We start from the raw sequence: 16,794 nt of genomic DNA, 5'->3' as shown, positions 1-16,794 counted from the left end.
AAGCGAGGAGAAAAGATGCTTACAATATATCAAAGTAATTCAATAGGTCAATTACAGCAGGTATCTGATATTGTTCACAACACGTTGCTTTATCTTGTGGATCCGACAGATGCAGAAATATCTCAAATTTCAAATAGACTTAATATTCCGGAAGATTTTATTCGTGATTCCTTAGATATTGATGAGCGACCTCGGATTGAAAAGGATGATTCGTCAATGGGCATCATTCTCAATTCCCCCGTGGCGATGAATGAGGAGCGTTTGTACGAAGAGATTCCTTATAGAACAATACCAATCGGCATCATCCATGTAAAAGATCATTTAGTAATTGTCACAAAAAATGATAATCCATTATGCAGAGACATATTTTCAGGAAAGTACGGAACATTTCAAACGTATATGAAGACTCGAATAACATTGATTCTATTTAAAGCGATTGCTCAATCGTATCTCGATATTCTCCAACGCATAAAAGCACAGGTTGGACGATTACAGCAAGAATTAAAAGAATCGCATAACAATCGAGAGTTGTTCGGTCTGATTCATATTAATAAAAGTTTGGTATATTTTTCGACATCTTTACGAGCTATGCGCAATGTTTTTTTACATCTTTCCAAAGGACAAGATATAAAACTATATAGTGAAGATGAGGAGATGCTGCATAATGCGTTAGTAGATCTTGAACAAGCAGCGGAAGTAACGGAAATGCGTAGTCTTAGTTTAAGCAATCTAATGGATGCGTACGCGGCAATTACTCATAATAACTTAAATAGCGTTTTGAAAATATTGACTACTCTTACGCTTGTCCTCATGATTCCGACAATAATTGGAAGTGTTTTCTCGATGAACGTCCCATTGCCCTATGAAGATCAGCCAATTATGTTCTTAGTAATTATTGGACTAATGCTAGGGATCAGTGGAGGTCTTATCTACGTATTTTATAAAACAAAATTTTTACGTTTCTAATATTCTTGTACCGTAGATAGAAAGGATGTGTACCGAAATGCTTTTCGTATACAAAAGTAATTCCGAAGGTAAATTTGAGCAAACATCAAATATTGGATATAACAGTTGGCTTCATCTTGAAGCGCCAACATCAAGTGAAATTGAACGTGTAGTGGCGGCTCTTGCTGTTCCAGGCGATTTTTTAACTGATTCACTTGATATCGAAGAACGCCCGCGAATTGAAGAGCGCAACGGAGCGGTCTTGATGGTTATTCATGTCCCATACGATCAGTTAGATGTCGAGAGTTCTTCTCAAGACGTGAAATATCGAACTATTCCTCTGGGGATTATTCACACAAAAAATCATATGATTACGATCTGTAATGAAGAGCTACCTTTCATGAAAGATTTGTTTAATGGCGGGATGCCTCTTTTTGAGACACATTTGAAAACGCGCAACACTTTAAATATATTAAGTATAACAGCTCGGGCATATATTCATTTTTTAGCTACAATTGAACGGGAAATCACATTAGCAGAAAAAGAACTTGCCAAGTCATATCGTAATAGTGAGCTATACACACTACTATACTTGAATGAAAGTCTTATATACATGGTAACATCACTTAAACAAATGAAATTTACGATGCAAAAAACATTACAGGGTAGCAATATCATATTAGATGAAGAGGATGCAAGTATTTTAGACGATGTGCTTATTGAAATAGAACAAGCATATGAAGTGACGGAAATTAATCAAACCAATTTAAATAACATTATGGATGCATATGGTAACGTAATTCAAAACAACGTAAGTCAAGTACTTAAATTACTCGCTTCATTTACAATCATATTGTCGGTGCCGATGTTAATTGCCAGCATTTATGGGATGAATGTGCCTCTACCTTATCAAAATGGATCTAATGCATTTTGGGTAGTAATCGCCGTAATGGTCTTGTTAACAGGAATGTCTACCTTTGTTTTTTACAAAAAAAATTATTTCTCGCGATAGCAGAAAAAGTGAGCTTAGTTATGATTAGCAATTATAGTGCGAATTGACAGAAGGAAATATTTTTTTTATAATTCTCGATAGAAAATTGTAAAAAACGATGATGGAAAAAGTACGTATTTGTGCGTGTAAAAGAAAGGGATTTCTTGGCTGAAAAAATCCTCACAATAGCAAATACCGAAAGCTACTCCAGAGTGCAGTTAATCCCTGCCGTTCACTTACGTTACAAGTGCTAAAGAGGTAAGTATACTTTTACTTACAACTAGGGTGGTACCGCGAGACAAATCACAAGTCCTCGTCCCTTTTTTGGGATGGGGGCTTTTTTATGTTTATCTGCGTGAAAGCTTACGCCAAGGCAAAATTGATTTGCGGATTCATTTCGTGATTTTACAAAACATATAGGGAGGAACTTTTCAAATGAAAGCAGTAGAAATTCGTCGCATGTATTTAGAATTCTTTAAAGAAAAAAGTCATCATCATGAACCATCAGCACCACTTGTGCCAATCAATGACCCATCATTACTTTGGATTAACTCAGGTGTTGCAACACTTAAACCATATTTCGATGGTCGTATCATTCCTGAAAATCCACGTATTACAAATGCCCAAAAATCAATTCGTACAAATGATATTGAAAATGTAGGTAAAACGGCTCGACATCATACATTTTTCGAAATGCTAGGTAACTTCTCAATTGGGGATTACTTCAAAAAAGAAGCTATTCATTTCGCTTGGGAATTCTTAACGGATAAAAAATGGATGGGCTTTGATCCAGAGCTTTTATCTATTACGATCCATCCTGAAGATCAAGAGGCGTATGACGTTTGGCATAACGAAATTGGTATTCCTGAAGAGCGTTTAATCCGCCTTGAGGGGAACTTCTGGGATATCGGTGAAGGTCCATCTGGTCCTAACTCAGAAATTTTTTATGACCGTGGGGAAGAATATGGTTCAGATGAAAATGATCCAGAAATGTATCCAGGTGGTGAAAATGAACGCTATCTTGAAATTTGGAACTTAGTGTTCTCTCAATTCAACCATAATCCTGATGGCACATATACGCCACTTCCAAAGCAAAATATTGATACTGGTATGGGTCTAGAGCGTATCGTATCAGTTGTTCAAAATGTTCCAACGAACTTTGATACTGATTTATTCATGCCTATTATTGAAAAAATCGAGCAGTTAGCGAATCGCAAATACAAACGACCAGGTGAAGTAGCGCTAAGTGAAATCTTCGGTTCAGAAGAAGATATCAATACACCATTTAAAGTTATCGCTGACCATATCCGTACAGTGGCGTTTGCCATTGGTGATGGTGCTCTTCCTTCAAATGAAGGTCGTGGTTATGTATTACGTCGTTTACTACGTCGTGCAGTGCGCTATGCTAAACAAATCGGCATTGAAAAGCCATTTATGTTTGAATTAGTACCAACTGTTGGTGAAATTATGAATGATTTCTACCCAGAAGTAACAGATAAATGTGAGTTTATCCAACGTGTTATTAAAAATGAAGAAATTCGCTTCCATGAAACATTAGACGGTGGTCTTGCTATCTTTAACGAAGTAGTAGAAGCTCAAAAAGCAGCTGGCCATGACTATATTCCAGGTGCAGATGCATTCCGTTTATATGATACTTACGGTTTCCCAATCGAATTAACAGAAGAGTATGCGGAAGAAGTAGGCATGAAGGTAGATCATGAAGGCTTTGAAGCAGCAATGGAAGAACAACGTGAACGCGCACGTGCAGCTCGTCAAGATGTGGATTCTATGCAAGTACAAAACGAAGTGCTAGCAAACTTGACGGTTGCGAGTGAATTTGTAGGTTATGATACACTAACGACAAATACAGAAATTGCAGCAATCATTGTCAACGGGCAAGTGTCAAAGGTAGCATCTGAAGGGCAAGAAGCATTAGTTATTTTAGCTAAAACACCATTCTATGCTGAAATGGGTGGTCAAATTGCGGATAGCGGTGTTATTTCAAATGATAGCTTTACTGCTATTGTTAAAGATGTACAAAAAGCTCCAAATGGTCAACCGCTTCATACTGTACTTGTAGAATCTGGCGAAATGCAAGTTGAAGATGCAGTGACAGCAGTAGTTAACCGTGAAGAACGTAATTTAATTATTAAAAACCATACAGCAACACATATTATGCAACGTGCGCTAAAAGATGTACTGGGCGACCATGTTAGCCAAGCAGGATCATATGTAGGCCCTGATCGCTTACGCTTTGACTTCTCTCACTTCGGACAAGTGACAAAAGAAGAATTACAACAAATTGAACGTATTGTAAATGAAAAAGTGTGGGATGATATAGAGGTCGTTATTGAAGAAAAAGGCATCGATGAAGCGAAAGCTATGGGAGCAATGGCGCTATTCGGTGAGAAATATGGCGATATCGTTCGCGTTGTTTCAATTGGTGACTACTCTATTGAGCTTTGCGGTGGTATTCATGTAAAACGTTCTTCTGAAATTGGCTTCTTCAAAATTGTTTCAGAAGGTGGTATCGGTGCAGGTACACGTCGTATCGAGGCTGTGACAGGTAAAGTCGCTTATGAAGCAGTAAAAGAGGAAGAAGCTCTATTAAACGAAGCTGCAGCATTATTAAAAGCAAATTCAAAAGATATTGTGACAAAAGTACATGCGTTACAAGCTGACTACAAAGATTTACAACGTGAAAATGAGGCATTATCACAAAAAATCGCGAATGCACAAGCAGGCGCAATTGTGGACGCAGCGCAAACTTTTGGGGATGTAACTGTTTTATCTACTAAAGTTGAGGCGAAGGACAATAATCAACTGCGTCAAATGATGGATGACTTGAAAGCAAAAATGCCTAAGGCTGTTATCGTTCTTGGTGCTGTCGATGGTGAAAAAGTTATGCTATGTGCTGGTGTAACAAAAGATTTAGTTGGTGGTAATTACCACGCAGGAAATATCGTAAAAATGGTAGCAGAAGCATGTGGTGGTAAAGGTGGCGGTCGTCCAGATATGGCGATGGCAGGTGCGAAAGAAGCTTCAAAACTTGATGAAGCACTACTTTCTGTGTATGATTATGTTAAATCCATTTAATTAATCCGCCAAAACATGTTATAATAAAGAGAAATTGGAGATGAGCTTTTGCACATCTCCTTATTTCTGAAAGCGAGGTGCTGGTCATGAGTTCATTTGATCAAACTATGAAATTTAATTTTCCAGAAGAATCAATGGAACAGGAAGTCAAGCAGGTAATGTTGAAAGTACATTCTTCATTAGAGGAAAAGGGATATAACCCTATCAATCAGATTGTCGGTTATTTACTTTCTGGTGATCCGGCGTATATTCCTCGCCATCAGGATGCTCGTAATTTAATTCGCAAGCTTGAGCGTGACGAAATTCTAGAAGAGCTTGTTAAGTTTTATATTAAAAAGAACAACGAGGACTAGAAATGAGAATTATGGGATTAGACGTTGGGTCAAAAACCGTTGGCGTTGCTGTTAGTGATGCTTTAGGGTGGACAGCCCAAGGTATTGAAACCGTAAAAATTGATGAAGCTAACGGCGAGTTCGGCATTGACCGTATAGCCGAGTTAGTAAAGGAGTATGCTATAACAGAATTTGTTGTAGGATACCCGAAAAACATGAATAATACGGTGGGACCGCGTGGTGAGGCTTCTGAAAACTATAAAAAGCTTTTAGAAGAAACATTTTCACTACCGGTCAAGCTTTGGGATGAACGTTTAACAACGATGGCTGCTGAGCGTATGCTAATCGAAGCAGACGTGAGTCGTAAAAAGCGTAAGCAAGTCATTGATAAAATGGCTGCTGTGATGATTTTACAAGGCTACTTGGATAGCAAAAATTAATTGATGAGGTGACACCACATGGCACACGAGCATAACCATGAAGAAGAATTACATGTACAACACATTACAGTGATTGACGAGAACGGAAACGAACAGCTTTGTGAAGTAATTCACGTACATGAATCAGCTGAATTTGGCAAATCATACGTATTTTACTCTATGGTAGGCGCAGAAGAAGATGAGGATGGTTCTGTAGAAATCTTCGTATCTTCATTCGTTCCATCTGAAAATGGTGAAGATGGTGAATTAACACCAATCGAAACTGAAGCAGAGTGGGATATGGTAGAAGACGTATTAAACGCTTTAGAGGATGAAGGCGAAGAGTAATCATCGTTCTTTATAAGTGTGGAACAAGGATGGCACCAAGCACTCCTTGTTCCTTTTTTACTTTAGGAAGAATGGAGCTATGAGGTTGTAAGACGAGTTGGTGAGATTTATATCTTTTTAAGGACTCGCTTCAAAATTTGAACCATAGTTAAAAGGAGGACATTGAATGAACGAGGAAACGCAAGAATTTCTTATAGTAGGGGAAAATGGCAAGGAGCAAAAGTGTCGTGTTGTCTTCACCTTCGATGCAGATGAAAAATCATATGTATTGTTTTCGTTAATCGACGAAGATGGTAATGAAATTCCTGGAGACATTTCTGCTATGACATTTGATTATGATGATAACAATGGAGAAATGACAAATCTACAGCCTGTAGAAACAGATGCAGAATGGGAAATGATTAATGAAGTAGTCCTGACACTTCTAGACGAATTTGAAGAAGAGCCACAACTATTTACAATAACAGATGAGGATGGGGCAGATCAGGTCTGTGAAGTTATCCATACATTTACATCAGAACAATTTGGCAAATCCTATGTACTTTATGTTCTGGCAACGGACGAGCCAATAGAGGAACGAGATATTTTTGCTTCACAATACGTATCTGGAAATGACGGAACGATTGATGAATTATTACCGATTGAAACAGATGAAGAATGGGCATTTGTTGAAGATGTATTAAATGAATTATAATTAGAACTCCGAGTGGTAAAATGCTACTCGGAGTCTTTTTATTACGTAGTTTGTAGAGTATTAATAGAATAGTTCTATCTTATATGTGAAAAAATCTATCTGTAAATTAAATTTATGTATTTTCGAGCTAATTTAGTTATTTTTTCTAGAGAAAACCGGAATTTCCACTTATTGTTTTATCTGAATTTTTAAATAGTTACAAATAAAACGTAATATCGAGCGTTGACCAATCATAAGTAAACAGATAAGATTTGTTTTAAATTAAACCAAGTAAATTAATTTGAAAAGGAGGAAATTGGATGAGGACAATATGGGGACTACTAGTTGGTGTATTAATAATAGGTTTACTGGTAGGTTGCACAAACAAAGGGGAAGCGAGCAAAGGTGAAACAGTAACGTTAAAAGTGGGGGCAGCCAATGTGCCACATGCGGAAGTACTAGAGTATTTAGCGAAGGATCTTGAAAAAGATGGTGTGAAATTAGACATTACTATTTTAAAAGATGCTGTTCAAACAAATCAGCAAACGGCAGATGGTGAACTAGATTTTAACTATTTTCAACACATTCCATTTTTAGAACAAACGAATAAAGAAAGCCATTTAGATTTAGTGAGTGTAAAAGGAATTCATATTGAACCATTTGGTGTGTACTCCAAAAAAATTAAAAATATTAATGATTTACCGCAAAACGCAAAGGTTTCCGTCCCAAATGATGTCGTCAATTTTTCTCGGGCTTTACTACTATTTAAGAATAATGGACTAATCGAATTGGATAAAACAAAGGAAAACGATTATACCGTTGAGGATATTACAAAAAATGAAAAAAATATTCAATTTATCGGTGTTGATTCTCAGTTATTGACTCGTTCATTAGATGATGTAGACGCATCGGCTATTAATACGAACTACGCCTTAGAAGGGGGCTATAACCCGATGAAGGATGCTCTTATTATAGAAGGTTCTGACTCGCCATATGTCAATATTATTGCGACGACAAAAGAAAAACAAAATGATTCAGCGATTCAAACAGTCGTTAAATGGCTGACAAGCGAAAAGGCGCGTACTTTTTTTTGAAGATCAGTATAAGGGGGCTGTCGTTCCAGCATTTTAACTTTTTTCAGCAAATGTCTTATGTAGCGAAAGCAAAGCGGCAGCTACAATTATTTTCTGTAGCGACAGCAACAATTATGCCGAGGCATAATTGATCTAATAAAATCGTGATAAAAAATGAAATGCTAAGGGGGTAAACGTGAAATGATTGAATTTATCGAAATGACAAAGGAATTTCAGGTAGGAACAACCGTTGTAACGGCATTAAATAACATTAATTTAACGATTCAAAAGGGTGATATTTTTGGCGTTATAGGCTTTAGCGGTGCTGGTAAAAGTACATTAATACGGACAGTGAATTTATTGGAGGAACCAACGTCGGGTCGCGTTCTTGTAAATGGTAAAGAGCTGACAACATTAAGCAAAAAGCAGCTTCGCGAGGAAAAGAAAAATATTGGTATGATTTTTCAACACTTCAATCTTCTTCGTTCAAAAACTGTTTTCGAAAATGTTGCGATGCCATTAGTAATAAGTGGTGTTAAAAAATCAAACATTGAAGGTCAAGTAAGGGAGGTTCTGTCGTTTGTCGGTTTACAGGACAAAGCCGAACGCTATATCGATGAGCTGTCAGGTGGACAAAAGCAGAGAGTGGGCATTGCTCGTGCACTTGTCACAAAGCCAACAATTCTATTGTGTGATGAGGCGACATCTGCTCTTGACCCGCAAACGACTAAATCTATATTGGAGCTACTAAAGCGAGTAAATATTGAGTATGGCATTACCATTTTAATGATTACGCATGAAATGGAAGTCATAAGGGATATTTGCAATCGTGTAGCTGTGATGGAGAACGGAAGAGTTATTGAAACAGGCAATGTACTTGAAATATTTTCTGCACCGCAAGAGGAGACGACTAAAAACTTTGTACAATCGGTAGTTCGAGATGACATTCCACAATCTGTCTACGAGCAATTAAAAACGATAGATCAGTCTAAAAAAATTTATAACCTGAAATTTATAGGTGTAGATGTTGGGCAACCAGTTGCCTCTCAAATAGCGAAAAAATTTGATGTCGATGTCAATGTACTATTTGGCAATATTACAGAGCTACAAGGAATTCCCTTTGGTAATTTAATCGTTGAGCTAGTTGGCACAAACAAAGAAATAGAAAAGGCACATCAATTTATTCAAACGAAAGATATTCAAATAGAGGAGGTTGTTGCACATGAAGGTGAGCTCGCAAATCATTATCGACGCAGTGCTAGATACGCTATACATGGTTAGTATTTCGTTATTTTTTGGTGCTATTTTGGGCTTTATTTTAGGGATAACTTTAGTTGTGACGAGAAAAGGGCATATTCTTGAAAATAAAATAATCTTCTCAATCATCAATCCAATCGTCAACACCCTGCGCTCCATTCCGTTCATTATTTTGCTAGTTGCTATCATTCCATTTACACGCTTGCTCGTTGGAACAGCGATAGGAACAACAGCTGCAATTGTACCGCTTGTCTTGCATATAGGGCCATATATATCAAGATTAATAGAAAATTCATTATTGGAAGTGGATGAAGGCATTATTGAAGCAGCGAGAGCAATGGGTGCCTCACCACTTCAAATTATTCAAAAGTTTTTGCTACCTGAAGCCTTCCCCTCTTTAATATTAAGTGTCACGACTGCAACAATTGGGCTTATTGGAGCGACTGCAATGGCAGGGGCAGTTGGAGGTGGTGGCCTTGGTGATGTAGCCATTACATACGGCTATCAACGCTTTGACAATGTAACGATTTTAGTAACAGTGGTGATTTTAGTAGTACTAGTACAAATCATTCAAAGTATTGGAAATAGTCTTGAGCGAAAATTACGCAGAGTGTCATAAAGGAGAATTTTAATATGAGGAAACTAAATTATATTTTAGGATTAATTGCATTACTGTTCCTACTAGTTGCTTGTGCAAAAGCAGATGAAAAAGATACTGTGAAGGTTGGTATCCGTAGCTCAGAATTGAAAACATGGGAGTATATAAAAGAGCAGGCTGCTAAGGAAGATATTAACCTCGACTTAGTGACATTCTCAGCACAATATGACCCGAACCAAGCATTGGCGGAGGGAGAGATTGATATTAATGCGTTTCAGCATGTCGCTTACTTAAATTTATTTAATACGAATAATAAAACAGATTTACAGGCAATCGGCACAACGATTATGGCTCCGATAGGCTTGTATTCAAACAAATATAAATCTTTGGATGATGTGAAAGAGGGAGCGAAAATAGCTGTTCCAAACGATCCTTCTAACTGGGGTAGGGCTTTACTGCTGCTACAAGAATATGGCTTGTTGACGGTTACGGATAATTTTGATGGTAATGGTGGAGAGGATCGGATTAAGAATAATCCGAAAAAATTAAACATTTTACCAGTAGATGGTGCGACGACACCGAGGGTTATGGAGGATGCCGATTTTGCGGTTATTAATAATGGGGTTGCTGTCGAAGCAGGCCTACTATTAAAAGATGCCATTATTCATGAGAATGAAACGGCGAAGCCATTTATAAATGTCATCGTGGCGAGACCTGAAGATAAAGACGATGAGATATTGAAAAAAATTGTTGACATCTATCAGCGTGAAGAAACGGTTAATTTCATTAAAGATGTTTCTAATGGCAATTATATTCCTGTGAAAATGCCTTTAGATGAATTAGCTGCATGGAAAAAGTTTTATCTTCATTGACCAACAACAGTATATTGGTCTAATGCCTTCTGACGTACTGTTAACCTGTGTGAAAGCAAAGCGATAGCGAAATTGATTCAGATGAAAAGGAGATGACAAGAAAATGACTAAGAAAAAGGAGTTAAAGCTTGCGTTATATTTAATTGGGGCTGGAATGCATGTAGCAGCTTGGAAACATCCGTCTGCAAAAGTTAATGCAAGCATCGATATTAATGCCTTGCAAAAGGCGGCGCAAATTGCTGAAAAGGGCAAGTTTGATATTGCTTTTGTTGCGGATAGCTTAGCGATTAATCATGAATCACATCCACATATTTTAAATCGCTTTGATCCTCTTATACAGATTACAGCTTTGGCAGCTGCGACAACAAAAATTGGGCTTGGGGCAACGGCATCAACCACATATAGTGAGCCATATGTGTTAGCAAGGCAGCTAATGTCCGTAGACCATATTAGTAATGGTAGAGTCGGATGGAATCTAGTGACAACAGCAGATGCCACAGGAGAGACGGCTTTAAACTTTAGCCGTGACAAGCATTGGGAGCACGATCATCGTTACGAACGTGCGGAGGAATTTATCGATGTAGTTAAGTCATTATGGGATTCATGGGAGGACGATGCCTTTGTTTACGACCGTGATAATAATATTTATTATGATCGTAATAAAGTACATGAGACCGCTTTTAAAGGTAACTATTTATCAGTGAAAGGTCCGTTGAATATTGCACGTTCTGTCCAGGGCCAACCTGTTATTGTGCAAGCTGGTGCTTCAAAACCAGGGCAAACATTAGCAGCACGAACAGCGGAGGTCGTTTTTGTTCATTGGGATGATCTAGAGAAGTCCAAGGAGCATTATCGCCACTTAAAGGCACAGCTTGCTCCATTTGGGCGCACCGATGAGGAGCTACTTGTGTTTCAGGGGATATCGCCAATTGTGGGTGATACGGAGGAAGAGGCCATCCGTAAGTATAATGAATTACAGGCGTTGATTGATCCCTATGAGAGCTTGAAATTTGTTTCTGGTTATATGGGAAATGTTGATTTCTCAAAGTACTCGTTAGATACACCTGCAATCGAAGTGGATTTTCCTGAAGTCAATAGTATTCAAAGTCATTTTTATGAGCATTTAGAGATTATCAAAAAAGAAAATTTAAAAGTCGGTGAATTATATGCACGCCTTTTTGGTCCTGCGAAGTGCGATGCCTTTGTTGGGACAGCAACACAAATTGCCGATGAGATGGAACGTTGGATTACAGAAGAAGCGGCAGATGGCTTTATGTTACAGTTTCCGTTATTACCAAGAGACTTAGAAGATTTTGTGAACAAGGTTGTGCCAATTTTACAAGAGCGCGGTATTTATCGTAAAGAGTATACAGGCTCAACCCTAAGAGAACATTTAGGGCTGAAAAAGCCACAAAATAGATTTACTAAAAGCAAGGTGAATCATTGATGAGTGATGTTTTTATTCGAAACGAACGTGAGCAGCAGCTAGTTGAGTATGCTTATGAATTGGCACAACAAATTGGCAAGACAGCTGGTAAATATGATGAGAGTGGAGAATTTCCATTTGAGCATTTTAAAATCTTAGAGGAAGCTGGCTATTTTAAATTAACGGTGCCGAAAAAATACGGAGGCGAGGAAATTTCTCTATATGAAATGTTACTAGTACAGGAACAATTAGCTAAAGGAGATGCTTCTACTGCATTGTCTGTTGGGTGGCACTTATTAACTTTTTTGAACGTTCGTGAGGCGGGGACATGGCCAGAGCCTATATTTGCGGAATTGTGCCATAAAGCAGTTAAAGAAGGTTCTCTCTTAAATATTATAAATAGCGAGCGAGGGAAGGGGAATATTTCTCGTGGAAGTTTACCGGGAACAATTGCGAAAAAAGTGCCTGGAGGCTATATCATTACAGGTGAAAAGGCTTTTGCTTCCTTAGCCCCAATATTAAAACAATTTACGATTATCGCTTTTATAGAAGAAGAAAATTTAACAGCTGAATTTTTAATAACCAAAAATGATCAGGTAGAGGTTATTCATACATGGGATGCGATGGGGATGCGTGCAACAGGGAGTCATGATATTATTTTCCATGATACGTTTGTTCCAGAGAATGCATTGTTATACAAACATCGTCCAAAGGAAGTAAATCGTTTTTTAGTGGATGGTCGCGTCTATTCGTTAGAAATTCCAGCTGTTTACTTAGGAGTAGCAGGTGCAGCAAGGGATTATGCAATAGATTTTGCTAAAAATACTTATTCATACAGCTTAGAAAATACAATAGCACACGCTAGTCATGTCCAACAAAAAATTGGTGAAATAGAAGTACTTTATCAAACGGCACGTCGAACAATGTATAGTATTGCAGCGCAAGTTGAACAAAATCCAGCGATAAAGGACCAACTTTCTGAAGATGTTAGTATTGCAAAGTATGTTATTTGTAACAATGTGATTGACATCGTAACAAAAGCAATGCAAGTTGTTGGGGGACGAAGTCTGTCTAAAGCTAGTAAATTACAGCGACTTTTTCGAGACGTTCAATGTAGTCGTTTTAATCCTCCAGCTGATGATATAGTTATTTCACAGCTTGCAAAGGGTTTATTAGTCGATGTCAAACAAGAAGCTTTTCAATTATAGGTATCATTTTATTTTGAGATATTTAGCTTTCCAACCGTTGAAGTGGGGAGAATATTATTAAATCTGCTAACGATATAGTTGGCAGATTTTTGCTTTTCTCCTGAAGGGCTTTCAATTCCTAATATGCCAACCTATCCATCTAGATTTCTCTAGTGTTTTAGTTTGTTGACTGTAAATCAACTTTGAGTTCTTACATTTATCTTTTTGTCGCAATCTATTTTTAAGTGATCTATTTTTACTGATTTTCTATTTCTGTTTGTCGTGAAAGTTGATTTCTAGTATGATAATGGAGTGATAGGGGGGAAACCCGTGAATAACGGTTCGAAAAAACAAGAAATGTTTTCAAAAATGCAAGAAAGAAAATCTGAGGTAAAAATTGTGAGAAAAATCGTTGCTATTGTAGCAATTGCTTTTGTTCTAATATCAGGGATTGTCGGTTTACTTGGTTATAGTTATGTGAAGAGTGCCTTAAAACCAGTGGATCCAGATGCAACTAAAACAATAGCAGTTGAAGTACCAATAGGCTCAACTTTAAGCTCTATTTCAACTCTATTAGAGGAAAAAGGGGTTATTAAAGATGCTCGTGTTTTTAAATATTATGCTAAATTTAAAAATGAATCCCAGTTCCAAGCTGGAAAATATGATTTAACACAAGCAATGACATTGGATGAGCTAATCGAAAGTTTAAAAACCGGGAAGGTTTATCGTACGCCAGTCTTTACAATGACAATTCCTGAAGGTTTAACACTTGAACAAATTGGTAATATTGTGGAAAAGAAAACGCCTTACACTCAAAAAGAATTTATGGACTTAGTAACAAGCGATGCGTTTGTACAACAAATGAAGGCTAAATACCCTGAGCTTGTGACGGATACGGTTTTAGCTGATAATATTCGACATGATTTAGAGGGCTATTTATTCCCTGCAACTTATTCTTATTTTGAAGAAAAACCATCATTAGAATCGATTGTAGACGAAATGGTAGGAGCAATGGACAAGGTTGTAAAAAATTACAACGATGCTCTAACTGAAAAGAAAATGTCAGTACATCAATTATTAACATTTGCTTCATTACTGGAAAGAGAAGCTACTGCTCAAACTGATCGAGAAACGATTGCGAGTGTGTTCTATAACCGTATCGATCAAGGGATGCCATTACAAACAGATCCAACTGTTTTATATGCACTTGGTTCCCATAAAGATCGTGTTCTATATAAAGATTTAGAAGTAGATAATGCCTATAATACTTACAAAAATAAAGGCTTACCACCAGGTCCTATTGCGGGTGCAGGAAAAACTTCGATTGAAGCAGTGCTTAATCCAAGTAAAACGGACTATCTATACTTCTTAGCGGATAAAAATGGTGTCAACCACTTCTCGAAAACGTATGATGAACATTTACTGAAAGTAGATAAATATATAAAAAAAGCAGAGTAAGTACTTTAAATAGAAAAAATAAATAGCAATAATGTGGATAGAAGGAAAGAAAAATAGCTTTCCTTCTATTTTCGTGCTATTATAAATTGTGATTTTTAATCAATCCGCATGGAAAAAATTCAATCAGTCCGTTAATGCGGAATAATATACGTGGTGGCAATTGTTTTGAGCTTATAAAAACAATTGCTCATTTTTGTATGACGAAGTACCAAGACATCACGTTTGGTCTTTTTCTTTTTGTTGCTAAATGATGAAGTACAGACAACGAGTATTGCTCGTTGCGCCTCCGGCGGATGTCACGGAATCGGAAAAGAATTCTTAAAGGATGTTAGCCCGAAATCATCGCATTTATGCGATAACGGCTAACTGACCTGCATCGGTAAAAGCGCCACGTCCTGTGGTATTACCGAAATGACCGACATCTTGTCGGACCTCATGCAGGCCTAAGTACAAAGCTGGTTCCGGTAGCATTGTTTATCTGCGCGAAAGCGTAGTTACAGCGGCAATTATGCCGAGGCATAATTGATATGAGGGTGAACTAAAAAATGGAATTATCAGATGCATATATACAATCATTTATTCAACCACGTAATGAATTGCTTTTAGAAATGGAAGCATTTGCGGAGGAGAATCATGTACCGATTATGCAACTTTCAGGCATTGATGCACTAAATCAACTGCTACGTATTCAAAATCCGTCGAAAATTTTAGAGATTGGTACAGCAATTGGTTATTCTGCAATAAGGATGGCAGAGGCTTTACCAAATGTGCAGATTGTTACAATTGAGCGTGATGCAGAGCGTGTTACGAGAGCAAAGGCTTATATTGAACGTTCGACAGTATCAGATCGTATTACGGTCATTGAAGGGGACGCCTTAGAAGTGAACGATGAAGCAATTCAAACGACCTTCGATGCAGTTTTTATCGATGCTGCAAAGGGACAATATCAACGCTTTTTTGAAAAGTATGCGCCTCTTGTAAAATCTGGCGGAGTTCTGTATATCGATAATATGTATATGCATGGCTTATCAGATTTGGATTTAAAAGATGTACCGCGTCGTAAGCGTACAATGATTCGCAATTTAAAAAACTTTACCGAATGGATTATGCAGCACCCTGATTATACAAGTGCATTTTTACCAGTTGGTGATGGTTTATTATTATGTTTGAAGAGGTGACTATTATGAAAAAACCTGAATTGCTTGTTACACCGCAATCAGTGGACCATGTAAAAGTACTTTTACAGGCTGGAGCAGATGCTTTTGTCATTGGTGAACAACAATTTGGTCTGCGCCTAGCAGGAGAATTTTCTGTGAGTGAAGTGGAAGAGGCTACAAAGCTAATTCATGCAGCGGGTAAAAAGGTTTATGTTGCGGTAAATGCGCTATTCCATAATGAAAAATTGGATGCGCTTGCCGAATATTTAAAAGAAATGCAACGTATTGGTGTCGACCGTTTAATTTACGGTGATCCAGCAGTATTAATCATCCGTCGTGAGCAAGGTGTAACAATACCGCTACACTGGAATCCGGAAACGACTGCAACGAACTGGTTTACTGCAAATTATTGGGGAAAACGCGGAGCAACTCGCGCAGTGCTTTCACGTGAACTTTCTTTAGATGAAGTGCTAGAAATTAAAGAAAATACAGAAGTAGAGATTGAGGTTCAAGTACATGGAATGACATGTATGTTCCAATCAAAACGTCCATTATTAGGTCATTATTTCTTATATCAGGATAAAGTAATGGAAATTGAAAATCGTAAGGAAAATCGCAATATGTTCCTTCATGATGATGAACGAAATAATAAATATCCAATTTATGAAGATGCTAACGGTACGCATATTTTCAGTCCAAACGATATGTGCATTATTGATGAGCTTGGCGAATTATTCGAAGGTGGCATCGATGCATTGAAAGTTGAGGGTGTTCTTCAAACGCCAGAATATGTGATCACAGTAACAGAAGCTTATCGTCAAGCAATTGACACATATTTTGACGAATCAGAAGATGCGTATGAAGATATTAAAGATGATTTATTAGCTAAAATTGAAGATATTCAGCCTGCCATCAGACCACTTGATACTGGCTTTATCTTCAAGGAAACAGTTTACTAGGAG

General features: G+C 37.5%; 17 protein-coding genes and 1 other annotated feature. Of the genes, 16 read left to right on the top strand and 1 reads right to left on the bottom strand.

The window, feature by feature from the left end:
• Positions 1 to 15: 15 nt before the first annotated feature.
• From ACYQ73_RS10820 to mltG, 14 genes are all read left to right on the top strand, one after another.
• Positions 16 to 966 (top strand): magnesium transporter CorA family protein, encoded by a 951-nt coding sequence (locus ACYQ73_RS10820; RefSeq protein ID WP_460012506.1) that lies wholly within the window; start codon positions 16 to 18, stop codon positions 964 to 966.
• Positions 967 to 1,003: 37 nt separating this feature from the next.
• On the top strand, positions 1,004 to 1,957 hold the full coding sequence (locus ACYQ73_RS10815; protein WP_460012505.1) for a magnesium transporter CorA family protein: 954 nt from the start codon (positions 1,004 to 1,006) through the stop codon (positions 1,955 to 1,957).
• A gap of 88 nt (positions 1,958 to 2,045) precedes the next feature.
• Positions 2,046 to 2,260: a binding site (T-box leader), on the top strand.
• 111 nt (positions 2,261 to 2,371) lie between these two features.
• Positions 2,372 to 5,032, top strand: coding sequence for an alanine--tRNA ligase (alaS, locus tag ACYQ73_RS10810; RefSeq protein WP_460012504.1), 2,661 nt, complete (start codon positions 2,372 to 2,374; stop codon positions 5,030 to 5,032).
• 86 nt (positions 5,033 to 5,118) lie between these two features.
• Positions 5,119 to 5,385: an IreB family regulatory phosphoprotein gene (locus tag ACYQ73_RS10805; protein WP_004226839.1), complete on the top strand. Its 267-nt coding sequence runs from the start codon at positions 5,119 to 5,121 to the stop codon at positions 5,383 to 5,385.
• A gap of 2 nt (positions 5,386 to 5,387) precedes the next feature.
• Complete coding sequence (gene ruvX, locus ACYQ73_RS10800; protein ID WP_142508949.1) at positions 5,388 to 5,804, top strand: Holliday junction resolvase RuvX; 417 nt, start codon at positions 5,388 to 5,390, stop codon at positions 5,802 to 5,804.
• Between the two features lie 18 nt (positions 5,805 to 5,822).
• On the top strand, positions 5,823 to 6,131 hold the full coding sequence (locus ACYQ73_RS10795; RefSeq protein WP_460012503.1) for a DUF1292 domain-containing protein: 309 nt from the start codon (positions 5,823 to 5,825) through the stop codon (positions 6,129 to 6,131).
• Between the two features lie 166 nt (positions 6,132 to 6,297).
• Complete coding sequence (locus tag ACYQ73_RS10790; protein ID WP_460012502.1) at positions 6,298 to 6,825, top strand: DUF1292 domain-containing protein; 528 nt, start codon at positions 6,298 to 6,300, stop codon at positions 6,823 to 6,825.
• A gap of 299 nt (positions 6,826 to 7,124) precedes the next feature.
• Positions 7,125 to 7,898, top strand: a complete 774-nt coding sequence (locus tag ACYQ73_RS10785; protein WP_460012501.1) for a MetQ/NlpA family ABC transporter substrate-binding protein — start codon at positions 7,125 to 7,127, stop codon at positions 7,896 to 7,898.
• A 180-nt stretch (positions 7,899 to 8,078) separates the two neighbouring features.
• Entirely contained in the window at positions 8,079 to 9,158 is a 1,080-nt protein-coding gene (locus ACYQ73_RS10780) for a methionine ABC transporter ATP-binding protein (RefSeq protein WP_460012500.1), read from the top strand.
• Positions 9,100 to 9,753 carry a methionine ABC transporter permease gene (locus ACYQ73_RS10775; RefSeq protein WP_460012499.1) on the top strand — a complete coding sequence of 218 codons (654 nt, stop codon included), beginning with the start codon at positions 9,100 to 9,102 and terminating at the stop codon, positions 9,751 to 9,753. Before ACYQ73_RS10780 ends, ACYQ73_RS10775 begins: the two co-directional genes overlap by 59 nt.
• Before the next feature lie 14 nt (positions 9,754 to 9,767).
• Positions 9,768 to 10,604, top strand: a complete 837-nt coding sequence (locus tag ACYQ73_RS10770) for a MetQ/NlpA family ABC transporter substrate-binding protein (protein WP_460012498.1) — start codon at positions 9,768 to 9,770, stop codon at positions 10,602 to 10,604.
• 103 nt (positions 10,605 to 10,707) lie between these two features.
• Positions 10,708 to 12,051, top strand: coding sequence for an LLM class flavin-dependent oxidoreductase (locus ACYQ73_RS10765; RefSeq protein ID WP_460012497.1), 1,344 nt, complete (start codon positions 10,708 to 10,710; stop codon positions 12,049 to 12,051).
• Entirely contained in the window at positions 12,051 to 13,238 is a 1,188-nt protein-coding gene (locus ACYQ73_RS10760) for an acyl-CoA dehydrogenase family protein (protein WP_460012496.1), read from the top strand. The genes ACYQ73_RS10765 and ACYQ73_RS10760 overlap by 1 nt, the downstream gene beginning before the upstream one ends.
• 309 nt (positions 13,239 to 13,547) lie before the next feature.
• Positions 13,548 to 14,675: an endolytic transglycosylase MltG gene (gene mltG / locus ACYQ73_RS10755; protein ID WP_460012495.1), complete on the top strand. Its 1,128-nt coding sequence runs from the start codon at positions 13,548 to 13,550 to the stop codon at positions 14,673 to 14,675.
• 348 nt (positions 14,676 to 15,023) lie between these two features.
• Here mltG and ACYQ73_RS10750 read toward each other — a convergent pair whose 3' ends face one another.
• Entirely contained in the window at positions 15,024 to 15,146 is a 123-nt protein-coding gene (locus ACYQ73_RS10750; protein ID WP_460012494.1) for a hypothetical protein, read from the bottom strand.
• 74 nt (positions 15,147 to 15,220) lie between these two features.
• Here ACYQ73_RS10750 and ACYQ73_RS10745 point away from each other — a divergent pair, with 74 nt between their 5' ends.
• Together ACYQ73_RS10745 and ACYQ73_RS10740 are read left to right on the top strand one after the other, a co-directional pair.
• Positions 15,221 to 15,853: an O-methyltransferase gene (locus ACYQ73_RS10745; RefSeq protein WP_460012493.1), complete on the top strand. Its 633-nt coding sequence runs from the start codon at positions 15,221 to 15,223 to the stop codon at positions 15,851 to 15,853.
• 5 nt (positions 15,854 to 15,858) lie between these two features.
• Entirely contained in the window at positions 15,859 to 16,791 is a 933-nt protein-coding gene (locus ACYQ73_RS10740; protein WP_460012492.1) for a peptidase U32 family protein, read from the top strand.
• Positions 16,792 to 16,794 lie beyond the last annotated feature (3 nt).

Source organism: Lysinibacillus sp. CTST325 (assembly GCF_054665055.1).
Note: the sequence above shows the minus strand (reverse complement) of the source record. Positions and strands in the feature narration are given on the sequence as shown.